Source organism: Actinomycetospora chiangmaiensis DSM 45062, from assembly GCF_000379625.1.
GTDB classification, from domain to species: Bacteria; Actinomycetota; Actinomycetes; order Mycobacteriales; family Pseudonocardiaceae; genus Actinomycetospora; species Actinomycetospora chiangmaiensis.
Window position 1 is genome coordinate 558116 of sequence record NZ_KB903218.1, and the last position, 21533, is coordinate 579648.

Sequence of the window (21533 nt, forward strand, 5' to 3'; positions counted from 1 at the left end):
ACGCGACCCGTGAAGTTACGTTACAGCTATTGCACGTAACCGAACTCCGGCCTAGCGTCGTCGGCGGTAGGAGAGGACACGTCGCGCAGGAGGCAGCGATGAGCTACACGGCCGAGGACCTGATCGAGCGCAGCATCCCGTTCGTCCGGGACATCCGGAACCGCACGGCGGGCACCGACCTCGAGACCTGGCTCAACACGACCCACGGCCCGGGCTCGCCCCTCTACGACGACCTCGCGGCGATGATCACCGAGGGCGTCCGGGACGGCTGGGCGGCGAACATCGAGGTCGACGGGCCGCACTACCGGCGCAGCCGCATCGCGGAGCCCCAGGAGCGCCTCGAGTGGTTCAGCATCACCGCCGTGTACATGGACAGCCAGGAGCCCTTCCGCGGGCAGTACCACCAGCACCCCTACGGCGAGCTGAACCTCGTCGTCCCCCTGGAGCCCGGCGCCGTGCTGCGCGGGCCCAACGGCTGGTGCGCGGCCGGGTGGACCGCCCCCGCCCCGGCGAGCCACCACTACCCGGAGTCGAAGGGCGGCCCCGTGATCGCGCTGTTCTACCTGCCGGCCGGCCGCATCTCCTACGACATCACCGCCCCCGACCAGGAGCGCGAGGTCGTCGCGTCGTGAGCACCGCGACGGCCCCGGACCGGGTCGGGCCCGGGAGCCGCCGCCGGCTCGACGTCGACGAGGCGATGGCCACCCGGCGCAGCGTCCGGGCCTACCTGCCCCGCCCCGTCCCGCGCGAGGACGTCGAGGAGATCCTGGCGCTGGCGGCCCGGACGGCGAGCAACTCCAACACCCAGCCGTGGCACGTCCACGTCGTCACCGGCGCGGCGAAGCGGGACCTCACGGAGGCCCTCTGGGAGGCGCTGGCGGCCGACGACCGGACCACCCCGGAGTACCCCTACCAGCCCGATCCCGACGACTGGTCCGAGCCGCTGCGCTCCCGGCGCCGCCGGTTCGGCGAGGAGCTCTACGGGTCGACCCTCGGCGTCGAGGCCTCCGACACGGCGGGGCGGCTGGCCCACCACCGCCGCAACTACGCGTTCTTCGGGGCGCCGGTCGGGCTGGTCCTCACCGTCGACCGGCAGGCGCTCGGCGGCGGGCTCGTGGACGCCGGGGCGTTCCTGCAGGCGATCGTCCTGCTCGCCCGGGCCCGCGGGCTCGACACCTGCCCCCAGGCGTCGTTCCTCGACTTCCACCCGGTCGTCCGCCGCCACCTGCGCATCCCGGCCGAGCAGATGATGGTGTGCGGCGTCGCCCTCGGGTACGCGGACGAGGAGCACGCCCTCGACGACCTGCGGACCGAGCGCGAACCGGTCGCGGGGTTCACCACCTTCCACGTCTGAGGAGGCTCAGCCGAGGGCGTCCAGCACCAGGTCGACGTCGGCGTCGGTGTTGTGCAGGTGGAAGCCGACCCGGGTGGCGCCCGCGCGCGCGGCGCAGCGCACCCCGGCGTCGAGCAGGCGCTGCGGGTCCCCGGGGATCGAGACGATCGGGGACCCGCCCGCGCCGAGGCCCAACGCCGTCCGCAGGCGGTCCGCGAGGCCGACGCCGTGGGCGTGCACGGCGTCGCGGTCGAGACCGGCGAGCCACGGCAGCGAGACGGCGGCACCGGCGAACGCCGACCAGGCGGGGGAGAGGTCCAGCCGCCGCGCCGTGCCGGCGAGGCGCAGCGGCAGGCCGTACACCGAGCTCCACCGGTCCTCGCCCGCGTACCAGCCCGCCCCGCTCGGCGTCACCCGCTCCAGCGCCCGGTCGGAGAACGCGCCCCACGCACAGCCGCGCGGCGCGAGCAGCCACTTGTACCCGCCCGCGACGACGACGTCGGCCCACGACAGGTCCACCGGCAGCCACCCCAGCGACTGCGTCGCGTCGAGCACGACGAAGCTGCCCGCTGCCCGCAGGGCCGCCAGGTCCACGAGCGCACCGTCGGCGGACTGCGCGACGCTGACCGCCACCACGTCGTGCTCGCCCGCCCGAGCAGGCAGGTCCGCGAGCGGCACCTCGGTGACGTCGTGCCCGCACGCCGCGAACGGGAAGCTCACGCTCGTGAACTCACCGGCCGCGGTGAGCACCCGGGTGCCGGGCGGGAACGACGCCGCGACCGGCCCGAGGAGGCCGGAGACGACCGATCCGACGGCGACACCCGTCGTCGGGAACCCGGTGAGGGCGGCGAAGGCGTCCCGGGTGGCGTCGACCGGCGCGTCCATCCCGGGCGCGGAGATGCGCCCGGCCGCCCAGTCGTCGGTCCAGGAGCGGACCGCGTCGACGACGTGGCGCGGCGGGACGCCGACCGAGGGCGTGTTCAGGTAGCCGGGTCCGACGTCGAAGTGGGCGTCGAAGGCGGTGGTCACCCGCCGCACGCTAGCCGCTGCGCTCCGTGCCGCCGACCCTCACCGCGCCCACGGCGGCAGGGTGGCCGGGTCGAGGTCCGCGACCCCGTCCGGGGAGCCCTCGTCGGGAGAGGCGTGCCGGCCCCCGGGGGGCAGCTCCCCGACGGGCAGCCCACCCGTCGGCGGTGCGGACGGGCCCGCGAGCAGTCCGGCGAGGTCGTAGGCGGTCTCCGCGTGCTCGTTCTCGTCGATCCCGGCGAGCTCCTCCTCACGACGGATCCGGAAGCCGATGGTCGTCGAGATGGCGATCCCCAGGGCGCCCGCCACGAGGAACGAGTACAGGCCCACCGCGCCGGCCGCGAGGGCCTGCCGCCCGAGGAGGTCGACGCCCCCGCCGTAGAGGAGACCGTCCGCGGCGCCGGCCGTGCCGGTGCTCGACGTGCCGAACAGGCCGATGAGCAGCACCCCGATCAGACCCCCGACGAGGTGCACCCCGACCACGTCGAGGGAGTCGTCGAACCCGAGGCGGTACTTCCACCCGACCGCCCAGGCGCAGACCACGCCCGCGACCAGGCCGATGCACAGGGCACCGATCGTGTTCACGTAGGCGCAGGCGGGCGTCACGGCCACGAGGCCCGCGACGGCCCCGGACGCCGCGCCGAAGGTCGTCGGCTGCCCGTCGCGCAACCACTCGATCGCCATCCACCCGAGGACGGCGACCGCCGTCGCGCCGGTGGTGTTGGTGAAGGCGAGCCCCGCGGTGTCGGTGGCGGCGAGCGCCGAGCCGGCGTTGAACCCGTACCAGCCGAACCACAGCAGGCTGGCGCCGAGCAGGATGAACGGCACGTGGTGGGGCCGGGGTGCGGAGCTCGGCCAGCCCTCCCGACGCCCGAGCACGAGGGCGAGCGCGAGGGCGGCGGCGCCCGCGTTGATGTGCACGGCCGTCCCGCCCGCGAAGTCCTCCGCCTTGAGCACGTTGGCGATCCAGCCGCCGTCGGCCGGCCCGCCCGACACCGAGGACGCGTACCCGGAGAAGTCGAACACCCAGTGCGCCACCGGGAAGTAGACGAGGGTCGACCACAGCGCCACGAAGACCATCCAGGCGCCGAACCGCGCGCGGTCGGCGATCGCGCCGGCGATGAGGGCCGGGGTCACCACCGCGAACATGAGCTGGAACATCACGTAGGCGAACATCGGGATGGCGTGGCCCGGTCCGGTCGAGACCGTCGCACCGATCACCGCCCGCATCCCCGCGTGCTCCAGGCCGCCGAAGAGGCCGAGCTCGGTGGCGTCGGAGCCGAACGCCACCGAGTAGCCGTAGAGCAGCCACAGGACCGGCACGAGGGCCAGGCAGGCGAAGACCATCATCAGCATGTTGAGCACGCTGCGGGTGCCCACCATGCCGCCGTAGAAGAAGGCGAGACCCGGCGTCATCAGCATGACGAGCGCACTCGACGCCAGGACCCACGCCGTGTCCCCGGAATTGACCACCCTCCGACACCGCCTTCACCCGGACAGGGCAACCACCCTGCCGTACCACGACCCGTCCCGTCACGGGACGCGCGTTTCCGGCGTGTGAACACCCGGCGACCCGGGACGGCGTCAGGACGTCACGGCCAGCGCGACGGTGCCCGCCACCGACGCCACGGCCAGCACCACCGCCACCGCGCGGGCGCGGGGCGCCACCGGGTCGCGCAGCACCGGGTCGCCCGTGGAGAACACGGGCGCGATCCAGCGCAGGTAGTAGACGAGGCTCGCGATCGTATTGACCACGACCACGACGCCGAGCCACGCCGCCCCGCCGCCGAGGGCCGCGGCGACCACGCCGAGCTTGCCGGCGAAGACGACGGTGGGCGGGGTGCCGACCAGGCCCAGCAGCCCGACCGCCAGGGCGACCGCGAGCCCCGGGTGACGCCGGGCGAGCCCGCGCTGCTCGCCGATCTCGAGGGCCTGTGGCCGGGCGGCGAGGACGGCGAACACGGCGAGGTTGGTGACGGCGTACGCGGCCAGGTAGCCGAGCAGGACCGGCAGTGCGAGCACCGTGTCCCGCGCGACGGCGACCGGCACGAGCAGGTACCCGACCTGGCTGATCGTGGAGTAGGCGAGCAGCCGCCGCAGCGAGGTCTGCGCGAACGCCGCGAGGTTGCCCAGGGTCATCGACGCGACGGCCAGGATCGCGACGAGCAGGGGCGTCGGCAGCCCCGGCAGCGCGACCGTGAGCCGCCAGATCGCGACGAGGGCACCGATCTTGGCCGTGGTGGTCAGGACGGCGCCGGTCACCGGGGTCGTGCCGTCGACCGCGTCGGGCACCCAGAAGTGGGCGGGAACGGCCCCGGCCGCCATCAGCAGCCCGGCGAGGACGAGGACGACCCCGACGGCGGATGCCGGTCCGGTCAGGCCCACGAGGGCGGGGTAGGCGGTGGCCCCGGCGAGGCCGAGCAGCAGGGTCGTGCCGGTGAGGGCGAGGAGCCCGAACAGGGCCGAGGTGAGGAAGTACTTGAGAGCCGCCTCGGTGGCGCGCCCGTCGCGGGCGAGGCCGGCCAGGGCGGCGAGCGGGAGGCCGGCGAGCAGGACCGCGGCCGCGAGCAGCAGCAGGTCGGTCGCCCCGCCGAGCAGCATCGCGCCGACGGCGGCGAGCTGCAGCAGCACCGCGAACGCGGTGTCGACCCGGGCGCCGCCGTCCGCCGTCAGCCGTGGCCCACCGCTGACGTCCGGTGTCGACCGTGGCCCACCGCTGACGTCGGGCCGGTCCCCGGCCAGCACGAGCGTCACCACCACGGCGCCCGCGACGACGACCCGGACCACGGTGGTCGCGGTGTCGACCAGGTAGGTCCCGCCGAACGCCGTGCCGCGGGGACCCCCGAGCGCCGCCACGACCGCCGCCAGCGCCCCGAGCACGCCGATCCCGCGGACGGCGCCCTCCCGCCCGGGCGGGAGCCAGGTCCCGACGGCCAACCCGAGCACCGCCCCGAGCGCGAGCAGCACCTCGGGGGCGAGGACGAGGACGTCGGCCGTCACCGCGACACCAGGTCCACCACCGTCGACGCGGCCGGGGCGATGGTCGAGGTGACGAGGGCCGGCGCGAGCCCGATCGCGAGCGAGGCGGCGAGCAGGAGCCCGACCGCCACGGTCTGGCCCACGCGCAGGTCGACCGACGCCGGACGGCGGAAGGTCCCGGTCCGCGGGGGCACCCGTTCCGCGCGACGCGGCAGGTGCCGGTCACCGAGCAGCATCGACTGCAGCGCCCGCACGAACAGCGCCGCGGTCACCGCCAGGCCGAGGGCGGCCAGTGCCGCCGCGACCGGCACGGCGGGCAGCGACCCGGCGATCATCGAGAACTCGGCGACGAACCCGGACAGGCCCGGCAGCCCGAGCGAGGCGAACGCCGCCACGGCGAAGGTCCAGGAGAAGCGCGGCATCGGGCCGGCGACCCCCGACCACGCCGCGATCTCCGACGTCCCGCCGCGTTCGCGCAGCACCCCGGCCAGCAGGAACAGTGCCCCGGTGACCAGCCCGTGGCTCACCATCTGGACGGTGGCCCCGGTGACGGCGAGGCCCCGGGCCTCCGGACCCGCCGTCACGAACCCGGCGGCGCCGAGCGCGAGCAGGACGTAGCCCATGTGGTTCACCGACGTGTAGGCGACCATCCGCTTGAGATCGCGCTGCGCCAGGGCGACGAGCGCGCCCCACAGGACGGAGACGACGCCGAGCACCACCGCGACGAGCGCCAGCGAGCGCCACGGCCCGGGGAGCAGCGGCAGCGCGATGCGGACGAACCCGTAGGTCCCCATCTTGAGCAGGACCGCCGCGAGCACGGCCGACCCGGCGGCCGGGGCGTCGGTGTGGGCGGGCGGCAGCCAGGTGTGCACCGGCCACACGGGCGTCTTGATCGCGAGCCCGACGCCGATCGCGACGAGGGCGAGGGTCCCGGCCGTGCCCCCGAGCGGGCGCGCGGCCAGCGTCGGGATGTCGAAGGTGAGCTGGGGGCCCGAGACGGCGAGCGCGAGGAAGCCGAGCAGCATCACCAGCGACCCGACGAACGTGTAGAGGAAGAACTGCAGCGCCGACCGGGCCGCCGTCGAGGATCCGGCGCCGCTCCGCTCGGCGTCCCGCGCGCCGCTGCCCCACCCGGCGATCACGAAGTACATGAACACGATCGCGACGTCGAAGAACACGAAGAACAGCACGAGGTCGAGGGCGACGAAGACGCCGACCGACACCGCCTCGAGGCCGAGGAAGAGCAGCACCCAGCCTCGTGTGCGGCGCGGGTCGGTGTCGCCGTCCTGGGCCGGGTCGGCGCGCAGCGAGTACAGCGCGACCGCGAGGAACACCAGCGTCGTCATCCCGACCAGCGGCGCGGACAGCCCGTCGAGCCCGACGTGGTAGCCGACCCCGAACGCCGGGATCCACGCCACGACCACCTCGTGGGCGTAGCCCGTGCCGACGCCCGCCCACGCGACGCCCGCGAGCACCACCTCGAGCACGGCGAGCAGGATCCAGCCGCCGAGCAGCACCTCGCGCCGCGTCACCGGGGCGAGCAGCAGCGCCACCACCAGCGGCGCGACCCACATCGCGGTCAGCATCAGCGCACCCCCGCCGTCACCACGACCACCGCCACCCCCGCCAGCACGCCGATCGCGATCACCCCCTGCGCGTAGTACTGGTGCTGCTGTCCGGTCTGCGGGCGCCGCGCGAGGTCGCCGAGCCGCCGCACCCCGGCGGCCAGCCGGTCGACGGCGGCGGCGATCGGCCGCTCGCCGTACCGCTCGACCCCGCGGGCGAGTGCGGGCACCGTCGCGGCGGCCCGCGGGAGCGCCGTGCCGAGGGAAGCGTCGGCCCGGTCCACGAGCCGCGCCAGCGCCAGGACCGGGGTCCCGACGACGGGGCCCACCACGCGTTCGAGCCCCAGCCAGCCCCGCGCGACGCCGGCCGCCCGTCCCCAGCGCGGCGACTGCAACCGGACCGGCCGGCTGTGCAGCACCCACGTCGCGGCGGCCACCAGCACGACGACGACCCCGGTCGTCACCAGCTGGCCGGGGTCGGCCCCGGGGACGAGGCCGACCGCCACCCCGACCGCCCCCACCGCGACCGCGGGCACCGCGAGCACGGCCAGGGCCGCGGTGATCGCCAGCGGCACGTGGCGCCGGGTCCGGCCGGTGCCCTCGGCGCCGCGACGGATCGACGGGGAGCGCACCGGCCGCCACACGAACCAGGCCGCACGGGTGGCCGAGACCGCCGAGAGCGCCGTGGCCAGCAGGGCGGCCACGGTGAGCCCGCCGTCGCCGAGCGGGATGCCGGCGAGGACGGCGTCCTTGGTCCACCAGATCGACAGCGGCGGCACCCCCGCGAGGGCGATCGCGCCGACCGTGAACGGCACGCCGACGGCCGGGTGGCGTCGGGCCGCGCCGCGCAGTGCGGGCAGCGCCCGGGTCCGCAGCAGGGCGAGCCACCCGCCGGCCGCGAGGAAGAGCAGCGCCTTGACCGTCGCGTGGGCGACGAGCAGGCCCGCCGCGCCCGCGGTCGCCCCCACCCCGGCGCCCAGCACCATGAGTCCGACCTGCGAGCACGTCGAGGCGGCGAGGAGCTGCTTGAGGTCGCGCTGGACGCACGCGACGACGCCGAGGACGACCGCGGTCAGCGCGCCGGCCCAGGCGACGGTCGTGGCCGCCCACCCCGTGCTCGCGAGGAGCGGCGCGGACCGCAGCAGCAGCACGGCCCCGGCGGCGACCATGGTGGCCGAGTGCAGCAGGGCCGACACCGGGCCCGGCCCGATCATCGCGCCGGAGAGCCAGCCGGAGAACGGCAGCTGCGCGGACTTGCCGAGGGCCGCGACGACGAGCCCCGCCGCGATGAGGGAGGTCCACGCAGGGTCGGCGGCGCCGAGCGCCGCGAACGAGAGGCCCGGCACGCCGGCCGCCAGCGCTGCGCCGGTGGCGACGTAGAGGCCGACGTCGGCCGCCCTCGTCGTCAGGAGGGCGCGGCCGGCGGCGGGCCCGACCGCCGGGTCGCGACGGTCGAAGGCGATGAGCGCCCAGCTCGCCGCGCCCATGACCTCCCAGGGCGCGAGGAGGGCGGGCAGCGTCGCGGCCGTGACGGTGGCGAGCATCGCGCCGAGGAACACGAGCACCATCCCGACGAACCGGCCGCGCCGGAGGCGTTCCTCCCCGGCGGCCGCGAGCAGGACCAGCGTGCCGATCACGGCGACCGTCACCGCGAGGACCGCGCCGAGCCCGTCGACGGCGTAGGTGAAGGTGATCGGGGCGAGGGCAGCGACGGGGGAGTCGACGGCCGGGACGAGGGGCACGATCAGCAGCGGGATGCCGACGACGGGGTGGGAGGTCGCGAGCTGGACCGCGAGGACGGCGGTGACCACGGCCGCGACCAGGCCGGCCGCGACCACCCGCGCGCCGGTGGCCCGGGGGAACGCGGTGAGCAGCACGAGGCCCGCGAGGACGGGCACGGCGAGCAGCAGCGCCAGCAGCAGGGTCATCCGGCGAGCTCCTCGGCGTCGTCGGTGAGGTCGACCTGCCGGGCCCGGTAGATCGCGAGTGCGACGGCGAAGCCCATCGCCATCTCGACGGCCATGACGGTCACGAGCACGACGATCAGCACGCTCGCGACGACGGGCGCTCCGCCGGCCCACCAGAACGCGCCCGCCCCCAGGATCAGGCCGTTCACCACCAGCTCCAGCCCCATCATGATCATGACGACCGACTGCTGGGACAGCGCGCCGTAGAGCCCGGTGGCCACCAGGGCGGCGGGCGCGGTCAGCGCGATCCGCAGGACGAGCTCGGTCATGAGATCCCCCGTCGCTCTGCTCGCCCCTCGCGTCGGCTCACCGCCACCGCGACCGTCCCGACGATCGTGGCCAGCAGCGCGAGCCCGAGCGTCATCATCGTCAGCATCTGCCCGCCCATGAGGGCATCGCCCAGGGCGACCGTGGCGTCGGGACCCGCGGCAGGACCCGACGTCACACCCCCCGTCGCTGCGCCCGCCCGGACCGGGAAGGGGACGAGCCACACCCCGGCGGTGAGGAGCCCGAAGACGACGAGCGCGATCGCCCAGGAGCCGCGCCGGTTGTGGACCATCGTCATCGGCATGAGCCCCGCCGGGTTCATCATCAGCATCACCATGAAGACGACCATGATCATCATCTCGATCGTCATCATGAGGATCACGACGGTGCCGAGGTAGCCGAGCCCGAACCCGATCAGCACCACCGCCACCGCGACGAACGACCCGAGCAGCAGGAACGTCGCCCGGGCCATCGAGTCGGCGGTGAACACGAGCAGGCCCGTGACCACCGCGACCGCGCCGAGCGCGGAGACCAGCGCGATCACGCGAGCACCACCAGCGTGACGACGAGGGCCTGCGCGACGGCGAGGGGGACGAGCACGACCCAGGCGAGGGTCGCGAACCGCGCCATCCGCAGCATCGGCACGGCGCGGCGCAGGACCAGGAGCAGCCCGAGCACGACGACGAGCTTCACCGCGAACCAGAGCGCGGGCAGGCCGGGGAGCGGGTCGGGGCCGGTGATCGGCGGCGGTGCGCCCCCGCCGAGGAACAGCGGCACGGCCATCGCCGCGGCCGCCGTGAGCAGCATCCACCGGCCTGCGAGCAGGAGGAGGCGGTCGAGCCCGGCGTGCTCGGCGGCGGCCCCGCCCGCGAGGTCGCGGCCCAGCGGCGCGGCGAACGGCCCCCAGAAGGCCATGGCGGCGACCGAGAGCAGGTAGAGCAGGAAGGCCGCCGGCATCCACACGGCGTACCAGAGGTCGTGCTGGGCGGCGGCGATCGCCCCGGGTGACAGCGAGCCGGCCGCGATCGCCGGGGTGATGATCGCGAGCATGTGCGGGATCTCGTAGGCGAGCCCGAGCGGCAGCACCCGGTACCCGCCCGCGACGCTCGTCGCCGCGTTGGGGCCCCACCCGGCCACCCACACCACGAACCAGGCCACGACCTCCATCGCGTTGAACCACACGACGCCGACGTCGAGGTCCACCGGAGCCCGGTCCCCGAGCGGCACGACGGCGAGCGCGAGCACGGCCGCGACCGGCAGCACGGCGAGCCCGATCCGGGCCAGCCCCGGGTCGTCGGACGGGGTGCGGCGGCGCTGCTTGGTCAGGAGACGCAGGGTCTCGACGACGGGGGTGGTCGGCCCCGCGCCGGTGGCCGCGGCCCCGACGACGGCGGCGAGCCCGGCGGCGGCGACGAGGGCGGGGGCGAGGAGGACGAGCTCAGTGATGGTGATGGGCCACCTCCGCCGGGGCGAACGGGGTGACGGGGCCGGCGCCGAGGGTGGTGTCGGGGTCGAGGGCGGCCAGCACGAGCCGGGCCGTGCCGAGTTCGAGCCCGATCAGGGCCTGCACCGCCTTCTCCGCGGTCGGCCGGACGGGCGGCGGGAGGCTCCCGCCGAGGGCGCCCGCGAGGTTCGCGACCCGCTGCTCCAGCGTCCGCTCCTCCACGACCCCGCCGACCAGCGGGACGCCGCGGACGGCCCACCGCAGCGGGCGGTGCCGCCGCAGCCGGCGGCCGAACGTGGTGAGCTCGCCGGGCACCGGGTCGCGGTCGCGGAGCTGCCGGGCCCGGGCGGCGAGGTGGTCGGCACCGAGCAGCCCGAGGACGCGGGTCAGGACGTCGAGCCGGGTGCGGTCCGGCCCGAGCGGCGAGCGCCCGCGGCTGCCGGGCCCCACGCGCGCCGGGACGTCGAGCACCTCGGCGCGCGCATCGGTGATGAGGTCGCCGGCCAGCGTCGCGTGCACCACCAGCCCCGGCGGCCAGTGGGGGAGGACCGGCCCGAGTGCGACGTGCAGGGCGTCGAGGGCGAGGCCGTCCCGGTCGTAGAAGGCGAGGTCGGCCATCTGGGGCTCCGGTGCAAGCAATGCGTCACTGCGTGCACCGGACGCCAGGACATCCACATCGTCGGCTCCGGCCACCGCGCCCGACGATGTGGATTCCCTGCCACTGGACGCACGCAGTGACGCATTGCCGGCATGGGAACGACCCCGCAGCCCCGCCACCGCGTCGTCGAGGACCGACCGCACCGCACCCGTCGTCGTGACCCCGGTGAGCACCCGCGGCGCCGGGACGGTGGCCCACACGGCGCGGACCACGTCGGCGAGGCGTGGCCCCGGCACCCCGAGGACGAGCACGACGTCGGTGTCGGCGGGGGAGTCGGCCGCGGGCCAGCGACGGCGGGCGAGGTCGGCCTCGACGGCGAGCCGCAGCGCGGGGTCGACGGTCGCGGGCGCGATCGTCAGGACGTGCGGGCGGCGGGCGACCGGCGATCGCAGGGACCTCAGGACCACCGGAAGGCGCCCTCCCGCCAGGCGTAGCCGACCCCGACGAGCAGGACCGCGAGGAACACGAACATCTCGACCGCCGCGCCCGTCCCGGTCCGCGCCACGACGAGCGTCCACGGGTACATGAAGAGCATCTCCATGTCGAAGGCGAGGAAGACCAGCGCGAGGGTGGACCACCGGACGTGCCAGCGGGACACCGCGTGCTCCACGACGGGCATGCCGCCCGCGTGCGGGGCGGCGAGCAGCGGCCGTCGCGTCCGTGCCGCCGCCCGCAGGAGCCACGACACGGCGACGACGAGGCCGACGCCGACGAGGGCGGCCCCGCCGACGACGGCCAGCGCCACGAACGGGCTCACCGGAACCGCCGCAGCCGCAGGCTGTTGCCCACGACGAACACGCTGGAGAACGCCATGGCGGCCCCCGCGACCATCGGGTCGAGCAGCCCGAGCGCGGCGAGCGGGAGAGCGGCCACGTTGTAGGCGAACGCCCAGAACAGGTTGCCGCGGATGGTCCCGAGCGTCCGGCGGGCCAGGCGCAGCGCGTCCGGCACGGCGCGCAGGTCCTCCCGGACGAGGGTCACGTCGCCGGCCTCGATGGCCACGTCGGTGCCCGCGCCCATCGCGAGCCCGAGGTCGGCCTGGGCCAGGGCGGCGGCGTCGTTCACGCCGTCGCCGACCATCGCCACGGCGTGCCCCTCGGCCTGCAGCGCGGCGACGGTGTCGGCCTTCTGCTCGGGCAGCACGCCGGCCCGGACGTCGTCGATCCCGACGCTCGCGGCGACCGCCCGGGCGGCGGACTCGTGGTCGCCGGTGAGCAGCACCGGGCGCACCCCGAGGGCGCGGAGCTCGGCGATCGCCGCGGCCGAGGTCTCGCGCACCGTGTCGGTCACGGCGAGGACCGCGCGGGCCGCGCCCTCCCAGCCCACGACGACGGCCGTGGCCCCCTCGGCCTGCGCGGCCTCGAGCTCGGCGCGCAGGGCGGCCGTGAGGTCCATCCCGTGCTCGGCCAGCAGCGCGGGGCGGCCGACCAGCACCTCGACGCCGTCCACCGTCCCGCTCACCCCCAGCCCGTCGATCGTCCGTGCGTCGGTCGCGGCGGGCAGCGCACCGCGGGCCCGCCCGGCGTCCGCGATCGCCCGCGCGATCGGGTGCGTCGACCCGTCCTCGACCGCGGCGGCCCGCCGCAACGCGGTGTCCGCCACGTCCCCGACCAGACGCATCCGCCCCGTGGTGAGGGTGCCGGTCTTGTCGAGCACCACGGTGTCGACGCGCCGGGTGGACTCCAACACCTCCGGGCCACGCAGCAGGATGCCCAGCTGCGCCCCGCGCCCGGTGCCCACCATGAGCGCCGTCGGCGTGGCGAGGCCGAGGGCACACGGGCAGGCGATGATGAGGACCGCGACGGCGGCGGTGAAGGCACCGGTCACGTCGCGGGCGAGGACGAGCCAGCCCACGAAGGTGGCGACGGCGATCAGCACCACGACGGGCACGAACACGCCCGACACGCGGTCGGCCAGCCGCTGGATCGCGGCCTTGCCGTGCTGCGCCTCGGCGACCCGCCGGGCGATCCGGGCGAGCTGGGTGTCCGCGCCGACCCGCGTCGCCCGCACCACGAGCCGCGACCCGACCGCGACGCAGCCGCCGACCACCTCCGCGCCCTGGGAGACCTCGACCGGCACCGACTCCCCGGTCACCGTGCTCGCGTCGACCGCGCCCACGCCGGCGACGACGACCCCGTCGGTCGCCACCCGCTCCCCGGGCCGGACCACGAACCGGTCCCCGACGACGAGCCGCTCCACCGGGACGCGTTCCTCGCCCGCGTCGGTGAGCAGCGCGACGTCCTTGGCGCCGAGGTCGAGCAACGCCCGCAGGGCCTCCCCGGCCCGACGTCGGGCGCGCTCCTCGAAGAAGCGGCCGGCGAGCACGAAGGTGGTCACCGCCGCGGCGGTCTCGAGGTAGATCGCATCGCCGGGCTCGGCGGTGAAGGAGAGCCGGTGGGTCATGCCCGGCATCCCGGCGTCGCCGAACACGAGCGCCCACACCGACCACAGCAGCGCGGCGAGCGTGCCGAGCGAGATCAGCGTGTCCATCGTCGCCGTGCCGTGGCGCAGGTTCACCGCGGCGGCGCGGTGGAAGCGCCAGCCACCCCACACGACGACGGGTGCCGCGAGCACCAGCGAGATCCACTGCCAGTCGACGAACTGCCAGGCGGGGACCATCGCGAGGGCGACGACCGGGGCGGAGAGCGCCGCGCTGACGAGCACGCGGTGGCGGAGCGCGCCGACCTCGCCGCCGGAGTCGCCGGACCCGTCGGACCGGTCGGCCCCCTCGGACGTGGGCTCCTCGCGTGTCGCCGGCGGGGCCGCGCCGTAGCCGAGCTTCTCGACCGTCTCGACCAGCGTCGCCGTCGACACCCCCGCGGGGTGCTCGACGCGGGCGTTCCCCGTCGCGTAGTTGACGCCTGCGGTGACGCCCTCGAGACGGTTCAGCTTCTTCTCGATCCGCATCGCACAGGAGGCGCACGTCATCCCGGAGATCGCGAGCTCGGTGCTCGTGCGGCCGTCGAGGGCGGGCGTCATCGTCTCCACGTCTTCAGAGATACCCCCAGGGGGTATACGAGTCAATCGTCGTGGGCATACCCCACCCCGGTATGATGACACCCGTGAGCGAGCACCAGCACGGCTACTCCCCGCACAAGGACGCGCACCTGCGCCGGCTCAAGCGCGTCGAGGGACAGGTGCGGGGGATCGCGCGCATGGTCGAGGAGGACAAGTACTGCATCGACGTCCTCACGCAGGTCAGCGCCGTGACCGGTGCGCTGCAGAACCTCGCGCTCGCGCTGCTCGAGGAGCACATGGGCTCGTGCGTCGTCGATGCGGCGAAGGCGGGTGACGCGGAGGCCAAGGAGAAGGTCGCGGAGGCCTCGGCGGCGATCGCGCGGCTCGTCCGATCCTGACCGGCCGGCCCCGGACATGAGGAGACCCCGCCGCCCCGGGGGGAGGGGCGACGGGGTCGAACCGGCCCACTCGGGGGGCGAGTGACCGGCAGAGCAACTGTAGAACCCTCAAGCAGTTGCACGCAATGTGAGCATTGCCGCGTCGAGAACCTCGAACCGCCCGATCGGGTCGCACAGGGTGTACGGATCGCGAACCGCCGACGGCGACATGACTGAGGCCACGTCGCCCCGGAGCCGCCCACGGATGGGCCGGAGATCCCCCGGTGTTGTCCCGGATGCCGCTGGAGACACCGTCCCGAACCGGGGCGCGAGGCGGCGGTTCCGGGCAAGGGCGCCCGGGGAGGAGGACGTCGTGGGACGTCGTCAGTCACCCGTACTCATCACCGACGCGGCCGTCTCGTTCGAGCAGGAGTTCGCCGCCCGCCGCCGTCGCTACTCGTGGATCATGGCGATGCGTATCCCGTGCCTCGTCCTGGCCGGGTTCTTCGGGATCGCCTTCGGCTGGACGTGGGTCGCGGTCGCGCTCATCGTCGCCTCCGTGCCCCTGCCGTGGATCGCAGTGCTCATTGCGAACGACGCGCCGCCGCGCAAGGCCGAGAAGCCCGCACGGCTCCGGGTCGACCACCGACAGCTCGACACCGCGCACCACGAGGTCATCGAGCCGACCGAGGTCCTCGGCGCGCGGGCCGACGACGCGCCGGACCTGCACCGCGCCGCGTAGCGCGCCGCCGGGTCCGACGACGGGAGCGCGGGTCAGCGGGGAGCGACCCGCGCCCGCAGCTCCGCCGCCAGACTCTCCACGCCGCCGAAGCGACGGTCGACGACGAGCTGGCCGAGGCAGGAGAGCAGCACCGCGGGCCACTCGACGAGCCCGAGGACGCCGGCCCCGAGGAAGAGCGCGTACATCAGGAGGCTCTCCGGCTCCGGGACGTGCGCCGCGATCCAGGCGCGGACGGCGGCGTCGTCACCCCGGTCGAGCGCAGAGAGCAGGTCCGGCGCGTGCAGCGGGTCCCCGTGCTTCTCCGGCGGGAGCGCGGGCGCCGCCTCCGGGCCGGTCGGGACACTGGTCAGCACTCGGTCGGCCATGCGGGCCGACGCTACCCGCCGTTCACCGTCCTGTCGCCGGGTCGAACCGCACCGTCACGTGCGCTTCACGTGCGGCCCGACGTTCCTCGCGAGGACGCCGCGGGGCGCGTCCTCGCGAGCTGACCGGTCAGGGCCAGAGCGCACACAGCGCCCGCCGCCGTTCCTCGCGGTCGAGCCCGCGCAGGTCGGCCACGCCGTGTTCGGTGACGACCACGTCGACGTCGTGGCTCGCGGTCGTCACCGGCCGGGACAGGTGCTCCACCATGGTCGACCGGCCCCGGTGCGTGCTCGCGAGCGCCACGACCGAGAGGCCCCGGCGGGAGCGGGTGGCGGCGGCGGCGTAGTCCGGGTGCCCGCCGATCCCGCCGACGATCGCCGTGGCCGGACCCTCGACGTTGACCTGACCGTCCGGGTCGATCTCCACCGCGGTGTTCACCGCGACCAGGGGCGGGTCCGCCGCCAGCCGGTTCGGATCGTGCGTCACCTCCACCCCGTGGAGCACCGGGCGGCCCGCCCGCCCCTGCTCGTCGGCCCACCCGTACAGCCGCGGGGTCCCGACGAGGTAGGTGGCCGTCGGCGTCGACGCCAGCAGTCCGGCCTCGTGGAGGTCCACCACCGGGTCACCGAGCAGCCCCGAGTCGACGTGCACCGGGCGACCCCGCGCGAGCATCCCGCCCACCACGGCCTGGCCGAGCTGGCCGGGGGCCCACTGGACCCGGGCATCGTCGGGAAGGAGCCCGGCGACGAGCTCGCCGATGCGACGGTGCTCCGGGCTCGGCTCGGGCGCCGACGCGATCACGGCGGGGCCGTCGGAGGCGTGCCCCACCACGAAGGTCTGCTCCTCGGGCAGCGGCGGGCCGGCGGTCGCGCGGGGCAGCGCGTCGTCGAGGACGACCGCGAGCGGCACCCCGGCGTCGATCACGGCCCGCATCCACGAGACCTCGCTGCCGAGGACCGGGCCATAGGGACCCGGGGCCGCGGCCACGACGAGCAGGTCCGGGCGCAGCGGGCCCGCGAGCAGCGCCGGCATCGCCGAGAGCCGCGCCGGGACGGCCCGCACGTGGCCCGCGCTCACCCCGGGCCGCAGGCCCCAGCCCGGCATGACCGTGCGCGCGTCCGCGAAGGCGGCGAGGTCGAGCCCCGTCACCGGGGCGGGCATCCACCCGAGGAGCAGTCGGACGTCCCCCCGCTCCCGGGCGAGGTCGCCGAGGGCGGGGAAGGCCGCGCGGGGGGTGCCGCAGCCGTCGGCCACCGCGATCCGGGCGCCGCGCCGCACCAGGGACGCCAAGGCTCGCGTGTCGATCTCCGCGCTCACGATCGGTACTCCTCGAACGGGGTGCTGGTGGGCGGAACGTGATCATGCCGGACGGGTCCGGGAGTACTCGGGTGGTCGTTGGGACACCTGTGGGTGACCAGGTGTTTCGTGCCCCGGCCGCGGCCCGCCCGCTTCCTAGCGTTCGCCGCCATGGAGCACGCACGCCGCCGACGGATCCTCGCCGTGCTGACCGCCGGCGTGGTCGCCCTCGTCGGCTTCACCGTCGGGACGGCCGCCGTGGCCGCCCCCGCGGAGACGGGCGCCTGGGTGGTCGATCCGGCGGCCACCGCGAAGGTCGCCGACCTGATCGGCGCCGGGTCGATCAACGACACGGGAGCACGCTACGGGGTGGAGGGGACCGACCTCGGGCACATGTTCATGGTCGGCCCGCAGCTGGCCATGGCCTTCGGCGACACGTTCGGTGCGCCGGCCGCGAAGGACTTCTTCTCGGTGAAGCACACCGACTGGCGCTCCAACGTCATCGCCTCCATCGACCCGCCGGCCTCCCCGGCGAAGGGCCTGCCGTTCAAGGGGATGATCACCGACCGCTCCGGGCACGCGAAGGAGCTCATCCCCTCGCAGAAGAACAAGGGCGTGCAGGAGACGGTGATCCCGACCTACGGCATCGCCACCGGGGCGAAGAACACCACCATGAACCTGCAGTACATGTCGGTGCGCAGTTTCGACCGGCCCGGCCACTGGCGGCTGACCGGCTCGGGCATCGTCACCTCGACCGACGGCGGCACCACCTGGACCGACTCGGGCGCCCGCTGGCCCGCGGACTCGAAGTTCGGCCAGGTCGCCTACGTGCGTCCCGGCGGCCCCGACGACCCGTCGTCGCCGGTCGAGGCGGGCACGGCCCCGGGCTCGGAGATCTACGTCTACGGCATCCCCGGCGGGCGCTACGGCGACCTGTCCCTCGCGAAGGTGGCGGCCGACCGGCTGACCGACACCGCCGCCTACCGCTACTGGAACGGCACGAGCTGGGTGGCGGGGGAGGCGAACGCCGTGCCCGTGGTGAAGGGCCCCGTCGGCGAGCTCTCGGTGCGCTGGAACGCCTATTACCAGCGCTGGATCATGATGTACCTGGTCGACGACACCGGCGAGGTCGTCCTACGCACCGCCACCGCACCGACGGGCCCGTGGACGCCCGCCCAGGTGGTCACCACCACGAAGGACTACCCGCAGGCCTACGCGCCCTACATCACGCCACGCTGGAACGGCGGGCCCGACATCTGGTTCACGATGTCGCAGTTCACCACCTACCGCGTCGAGTTGATGAGGACCCGGCTCGCCCCGCTCGCCGCCGGCGCCCCCGTGCCCGCGGCCGTGCTCCCGGTGTCCGCCCCGGCCCGCCTGGCGTCGCTCAGCGCCCCCGCCTTCCGGACGTCGGGTCCTGCCGGGACTCCCGCAGGCCCCACGAGCACCCCGGCGCCCGCCACGACGAGCGCGGCGGCGCCCGCCACGACGACGGACGCCCCGGCAGCCGCCGCCCCGACGACCACGTCCACACGCGCCCCGGCTCCGGCGACGACCACCCCGCCCTCGATCGACACCGCGTCACCGGAGCCCGACCAGCCGCCCATGGGGTGAGCCGGCCGGCCGAACCTGCACCACCCGACGTCGTAACTCCGCTCGTCGCCTCGAACTGGCGTGCTACTCCTCATGGCGGGGTCATGACACGGGGGGGAACGGCAGTGATCGAGTCGTGGATGTTGTTCGTGCTCGTCGGGATCGTCATCGGGTACTTCCTCGGGCGGTGGCGCGCCGAGACCGGACGGGCGCGGCGTGACGGGCGCAACGCGTGGAACGGGCGCAAGAACTACCGCTCCTAGGGCGTCCCGGGCCCCGCCTTCCGGTCGGACGGGCGATCGCGACAGGATCGTCGCGAACCGACACCGCCGGAGGAAGCACGCGATGCGCTACGACGACGACGCCCAGCTCGACGCGTCCGAGGTCACCGACCAGCGGGGCGGCTCCGGGGGGTCGTCCGGCCTCGGCGGCTTCGGCGGTGGGGGAGGCGGCGGCGGGCTGATCGGCCTGGTCCTCGGCCTGCTCCTGCGGGGACGGGGCGGGAAGGCGACCCTCGGCGTCGTCGTGCTCGCGGTGGTCGGGTTCCTCGCCGTGCAGTTCCTCGGCGGCGGCTCCGGCACGACGGCGGGGGTCGCGGGCGGCTTCGGGCAGCCCGGCGGCCCGGCGAAGGTCGGCACCAGCGACCTCGCGAGCGAGTGCCGCACCGGCGCCGACGCGAACACCAAGCTCGACTGCGCCATCGTCGCCGACATCAACTCGATCCAGGGCTACTGGTCGGGCGGCGGGTACGCGCGGGCGTCCGGGGCGGTGCGGGGCGCCCAGCCCACCTACCAGCGCGTCGACACGGTGTTCTTCAGCGGTGGGGTGCGCACCGCGTGCGGCTCGGCCGACGCCAGCGCGGGGCCCTTCTACTGCCCCGGCGACAACCTCGTCTACATCGACCTGAGCTTCTACGACCAGCTCAAGCAGCAGTTCGGCGCCCAGGGCGGCCCGCTGGTGAACGCCTACGTGCTCGCCCACGAGTACGGCCACCACGTCCAGGCGCAGCTCGGTACCGAGGCGAAGGTCCGCACCCGTCAGGGCGCGTCGTCGGACTCGGTCCGCCTCGAGCTGCAGGCCGACTGCTACGCGGGCGTGTGGATGAACCACGCGAGCCAGCCGGCCAACGGCCGCCCGGCGCTGATCCAGGACATCACGCAGGCCGACCTGGCCTCCGCCGTCGACGCCGCCTCGCGGATCGGCGACGACTACATCCAGGGCAAGCTCGGGGGCGGCACGGTGAACCCCGACTCCTTCACCCACGGCTCGTCGGACCAGCGCAAGCGGTGGCTGACCACCGGGTTCACCGGCGGCGACCCGACGCGCTGCGACACGTTCTCGACGAACTCGCTCTGACCGGCGCCGTCTGGGCGGCCGCGACGGTGACGCCAGGCAGGTCCGGGGCGACCGGAGGCTGCCTGACGTCACCCTCGCCGAGGCCTCCTGCTCAGCGCACGCCCTGCATCGCCCGCTTCACCCACGGCGCGAGCGCGAGGAGGACGCCGCCGAGTACCAGGGCGACGACGCCGAGGACGCTGAAGTAGGTCCCCTCGACCGTCGGGTCGTAGAGCTTCGCCAGGGTGCCCGCGAGCGCCGAGCCCAGGGAGACCGACAGGTAGTACAGCGCCACCGTCTGATTGCGGAACAGGGCCGGTCCGATCCGGGTGGACAGCGAGAGGCCCACCGGGGACAGGTTCATCTCGGCCAGCGCGAACACGAGCAGGATCAGGATGATCGCGAGCAGCGGGGTCGTGTTCCCCGTGCCGCCGGCCCAGGGCAGGAAGAGCAGGAACGCCGCGCCCATGCCTGCCGCGCCGATCGCGAACTTGACCGGCGTGGAGGGACCCCGCTCGCCGAGCCTGGTCCAGAGCACGGCGAACAGCGGGGCGAGCACGATCACGAAGAACGGCTCGAGGGAGTTGACGAACTCGGTCGGCATCTCCCACCCGCCGATCACCCGGTCGAGGCGCTCGTCGGCGTAGATCTCCACGACGGAGAACTGCTGCTGGAAGAGCGACCAGAACACCACGCTGGCCAGGAACATCGGGATGAAGGACCGCACCCGACTCCGCTCCACGCTCGTCACCCTGGGGCTGGAGAGCAGCACCGTGAAGATGCCGACGGCGATCACGGCGACGACGATCGCGACCGCGGTCGAGAGGTTCTCGGCGGTCAGGACCCCGGTCACGAACAGCAGGGCGACGACGACGCCGACGACCACGACACCCATGACCGGCCGCGTCAGCCCGCCGCGGGGCAGCGGGTTCGGGACGACGGACGCCGAGTCCGGCAGGTTCTTGCGGCCCGTGACGTAGATGCCGAGGCCCACCGCCATGCCGACCGCCGCGAGGCCGAAGGCCCAGTGGAAGCCGAACGTCGTGCGGGTCAGACCGGTGAGCAGCGGGCCGACCAGGGCGCCGATGTTCACGCCCATGTAGAAGATCGAGAACCCGGCGTCGGCGCGCGGGTCGTCGCGGCGGTAGAGCGAGCCGACCACCGAGGTCGCGGCCGTCTTCACCCCGCCGGAGCCGAGCGCGACGAGCGAGAGGCCGACCGCGACACCGGCGATGCCGGGGATGACCGCGAGGGCGAGGTGGCCGAGCATGACGATGCAGGCCGCACCGAACAGCGTGCGTTCGGCGCCGAGCAGCCGGTCCGCAATCCAGGCGCCGGCGACGCAGGCGAGGTAGACGGTGCCCGCGTAGGCGCCGACGATGCTCGTCGCCTCGCTCTTCTCCAGGCCCAGACCGCCCTCGGCGACCTGGTAGTAGAGGTAGAGCGTCATGACGGCCTGCATGCCGTAGAAGCTGAAGCGCTCCCACAGCTCCACGGAGAAGAGGTTCGCGAGCGCGAGGGGATGGCCGAAGAACCGGCGGTCGGCGGAGAAGTCCTGGCCGGGATCGGGTGCGTCGGCCGTCGTCACGCGCCCGTCAGCGGGGTCGACCGCCTTCGGGTCGTCGGGGTT

General features: G+C 74.9%; 21 protein-coding genes. 7 read left to right on the forward strand and 14 right to left on the reverse strand.

The annotated features are described in order from the left end of the window. Nucleotides 1–98: 98 nt before the first annotated feature. Together A3CO_RS0107325 and A3CO_RS0107330 are read left to right on the forward strand one after the other, a co-directional pair. Complete coding sequence (locus A3CO_RS0107325; RefSeq protein ID WP_018331594.1) at nt 99–632, forward strand: DUF4863 family protein; 534 nt, start codon at nt 99–101, stop codon at nt 630–632. Continuing rightward, on the forward strand, nt 629–1354 hold the full coding sequence (locus A3CO_RS0107330) for a nitroreductase (protein WP_018331595.1): 726 nt from the start codon (nt 629–631) through the stop codon (nt 1352–1354). The genes A3CO_RS0107325 and A3CO_RS0107330 overlap by 4 nt, the downstream gene beginning before the upstream one ends. 6 nt (nt 1355–1360) lie before the next feature. On the opposite strand, the gene A3CO_RS0107335 is transcribed toward A3CO_RS0107330, so the two are convergent. The 11 genes from A3CO_RS0107335 to A3CO_RS0107385 all read right to left on the reverse strand — a co-directional run bounded on the left by A3CO_RS0107335 (nt 1361) and on the right by A3CO_RS0107385 (nt 14218). Beyond that, complete coding sequence (locus A3CO_RS0107335; RefSeq protein WP_026204366.1) at nt 1361–2362, reverse strand: aminotransferase class V-fold PLP-dependent enzyme; 1002 nt, start codon at nt 2360–2362, stop codon at nt 1361–1363. Nucleotides 2363–2401: 39 nt separating this feature from the next. Next, on the reverse strand, nt 2402–3832 hold the full coding sequence (locus A3CO_RS0107340) for an ammonium transporter (RefSeq protein WP_018331597.1): 1431 nt from the start codon (nt 3830–3832) through the stop codon (nt 2402–2404). 111 nt (nt 3833–3943) lie between these two features. Next, nucleotides 3944–5359 (reverse strand): NADH-quinone oxidoreductase subunit N, encoded by a 1416-nt coding sequence (locus tag A3CO_RS0107345; RefSeq protein ID WP_018331598.1) that lies wholly within the window; start codon nt 5357–5359, stop codon nt 3944–3946. Then, on the reverse strand, nt 5356–6924 hold the full coding sequence (locus A3CO_RS0107350) for a complex I subunit 4 family protein (RefSeq protein WP_018331599.1): 1569 nt from the start codon (nt 6922–6924) through the stop codon (nt 5356–5358). Before A3CO_RS0107350 ends, A3CO_RS0107345 begins: the two co-directional genes overlap by 4 nt. Further along, nucleotides 6924–8831 (reverse strand): proton-conducting transporter transmembrane domain-containing protein, encoded by a 1908-nt coding sequence (locus A3CO_RS36605; RefSeq protein WP_018331600.1) that lies wholly within the window; start codon nt 8829–8831, stop codon nt 6924–6926. The genes A3CO_RS0107350 and A3CO_RS36605 overlap by 1 nt, the downstream gene beginning before the upstream one ends. Next, nucleotides 8828–9139, reverse strand: a complete 312-nt coding sequence (locus A3CO_RS0107360) for an NADH-quinone oxidoreductase subunit NuoK (protein WP_018331601.1) — start codon at nt 9137–9139, stop codon at nt 8828–8830. The genes A3CO_RS36605 and A3CO_RS0107360 overlap by 4 nt, the downstream gene beginning before the upstream one ends. Next, the gene (locus tag A3CO_RS34925) at nt 9136–9681 is read right to left on the reverse strand and encodes an NADH-quinone oxidoreductase subunit J (RefSeq protein WP_018331602.1); all 546 of its coding nucleotides are present in this window, start codon (nt 9679–9681) and stop codon (nt 9136–9138) included. The genes A3CO_RS0107360 and A3CO_RS34925 overlap by 4 nt, the downstream gene beginning before the upstream one ends. Continuing rightward, nucleotides 9678–10589 carry an NADH-quinone oxidoreductase subunit H gene (locus tag A3CO_RS0107370; protein ID WP_026204368.1) on the reverse strand — a complete coding sequence of 304 codons (912 nt, stop codon included), beginning with the start codon at nt 10587–10589 and terminating at the stop codon, nt 9678–9680. The genes A3CO_RS34925 and A3CO_RS0107370 overlap by 4 nt, the downstream gene beginning before the upstream one ends. Then, nucleotides 10576–11646 (reverse strand): hypothetical protein, encoded by a 1071-nt coding sequence (locus A3CO_RS0107375; RefSeq protein WP_018331604.1) that lies wholly within the window; start codon nt 11644–11646, stop codon nt 10576–10578. The genes A3CO_RS0107370 and A3CO_RS0107375 overlap by 14 nt, the downstream gene beginning before the upstream one ends. Beyond that, nucleotides 11637–11996 carry an NADH-quinone oxidoreductase subunit A gene (locus tag A3CO_RS0107380; RefSeq protein WP_018331605.1) on the reverse strand — a complete coding sequence of 120 codons (360 nt, stop codon included), beginning with the start codon at nt 11994–11996 and terminating at the stop codon, nt 11637–11639. Before A3CO_RS0107380 ends, A3CO_RS0107375 begins: the two co-directional genes overlap by 10 nt. Then, the gene (locus A3CO_RS0107385; protein ID WP_018331606.1) at nt 11993–14218 is read right to left on the reverse strand and encodes a heavy metal translocating P-type ATPase; all 2226 of its coding nucleotides are present in this window, start codon (nt 14216–14218) and stop codon (nt 11993–11995) included. Before A3CO_RS0107385 ends, A3CO_RS0107380 begins: the two co-directional genes overlap by 4 nt. Before the next feature lie 74 nt (nt 14219–14292). Here A3CO_RS0107385 and A3CO_RS0107390 point away from each other — a divergent pair, with 74 nt between their 5' ends. Further along, nucleotides 14293–14595 carry a metal-sensitive transcriptional regulator gene (locus A3CO_RS0107390; protein ID WP_085942338.1) on the forward strand — a complete coding sequence of 101 codons (303 nt, stop codon included), beginning with the start codon at nt 14293–14295 and terminating at the stop codon, nt 14593–14595. 352 nt (nt 14596–14947) lie between these two features. Further along, nucleotides 14948–15316: a DUF3099 domain-containing protein gene (locus A3CO_RS30635; RefSeq protein WP_018331608.1), complete on the forward strand. Its 369-nt coding sequence runs from the start codon at nt 14948–14950 to the stop codon at nt 15314–15316. A 32-nt stretch (nt 15317–15348) separates the two neighbouring features. On the opposite strand, the gene A3CO_RS0107400 is transcribed toward A3CO_RS30635, so the two are convergent. Together A3CO_RS0107400 and A3CO_RS0107405 are read right to left on the reverse strand one after the other, a co-directional pair. Continuing rightward, entirely contained in the window at nt 15349–15681 is a 333-nt protein-coding gene (locus A3CO_RS0107400) for a hypothetical protein (RefSeq protein WP_018331609.1), read from the reverse strand. 127 nt (nt 15682–15808) lie between these two features. Then, nucleotides 15809–16996 (reverse strand): acetyl-CoA hydrolase/transferase C-terminal domain-containing protein, encoded by a 1188-nt coding sequence (locus A3CO_RS0107405; RefSeq protein ID WP_018331610.1) that lies wholly within the window; start codon nt 16994–16996, stop codon nt 15809–15811. A gap of 150 nt (nt 16997–17146) precedes the next feature. Between A3CO_RS0107405 and A3CO_RS30640 the strand changes: the two genes are divergently transcribed. The 3 genes from A3CO_RS30640 to ypfJ all read left to right on the forward strand — a co-directional run bounded on the left by A3CO_RS30640 (nt 17147) and on the right by ypfJ (nt 19924). Then, nucleotides 17147–18589 (forward strand): glycoside hydrolase family 183 protein, encoded by a 1443-nt coding sequence (locus A3CO_RS30640; protein WP_018331611.1) that lies wholly within the window; start codon nt 17147–17149, stop codon nt 18587–18589. A gap of 104 nt (nt 18590–18693) precedes the next feature. Continuing rightward, on the forward strand, nt 18694–18831 hold the full coding sequence (locus A3CO_RS37885; RefSeq protein ID WP_018331612.1) for a hypothetical protein: 138 nt from the start codon (nt 18694–18696) through the stop codon (nt 18829–18831). A gap of 82 nt (nt 18832–18913) precedes the next feature. After that, a complete protein-coding gene (ypfJ, locus tag A3CO_RS0107420; protein WP_018331613.1) occupies nt 18914–19924 on the forward strand; it encodes a KPN_02809 family neutral zinc metallopeptidase in 1011 nt (336 codons plus the stop codon). A 91-nt stretch (nt 19925–20015) separates the two neighbouring features. Here the strand turns inward: ypfJ and A3CO_RS0107425 are convergent, their stop codons facing one another. Next, nucleotides 20016–21491, reverse strand: a complete 1476-nt coding sequence (locus tag A3CO_RS0107425) for a peptide MFS transporter (protein WP_018331614.1) — start codon at nt 21489–21491, stop codon at nt 20016–20018. Nucleotides 21492–21533 lie beyond the last annotated feature (42 nt).

What these genes read in the sequence shown, in the direction of transcription:
- A3CO_RS30640 (WP_018331611.1), top strand. Translation starts at nt 17,147, where the DNA reads ATGGAGCACGCACGCCGCCGACGGATCCTCGCCGTGCTGACCGCCGGC.
- A3CO_RS0107325 (WP_018331594.1), top strand. Translation starts at nt 99, where the DNA reads ATGAGCTACACGGCCGAGGACCTGATCGAGCGCAGCATCCCGTTCGTC.
- A3CO_RS0107385 (WP_018331606.1), bottom strand. Translation starts at nt 14,218, where the DNA reads ATGACGCCCGCCCTCGACGGCCGCACGAGCACCGAGCTCGCGATCTCC.
- ypfJ (WP_018331613.1), top strand. Translation starts at nt 18,914, where the DNA reads ATGCGCTACGACGACGACGCCCAGCTCGACGCGTCCGAGGTCACCGAC.
- A3CO_RS0107350 (WP_018331599.1), bottom strand. Translation starts at nt 6,924, where the DNA reads ATGCTGACCGCGATGTGGGTCGCGCCGCTGGTGGTGGCGCTGCTGCTC.
- A3CO_RS36605 (WP_018331600.1), bottom strand. Translation starts at nt 8,831, where the DNA reads ATGACCCTGCTGCTGGCGCTGCTGCTCGCCGTGCCCGTCCTCGCGGGC.
- A3CO_RS0107400 (WP_018331609.1), bottom strand. Translation starts at nt 15,681, where the DNA reads ATGGCCGACCGAGTGCTGACCAGTGTCCCGACCGGCCCGGAGGCGGCG.
- A3CO_RS0107390 (WP_085942338.1), top strand. Translation starts at nt 14,293, where the DNA reads ATGACACCCGTGAGCGAGCACCAGCACGGCTACTCCCCGCACAAGGAC.
- A3CO_RS0107360 (WP_018331601.1), bottom strand. Translation starts at nt 9,139, where the DNA reads ATGACCGAGCTCGTCCTGCGGATCGCGCTGACCGCGCCCGCCGCCCTG.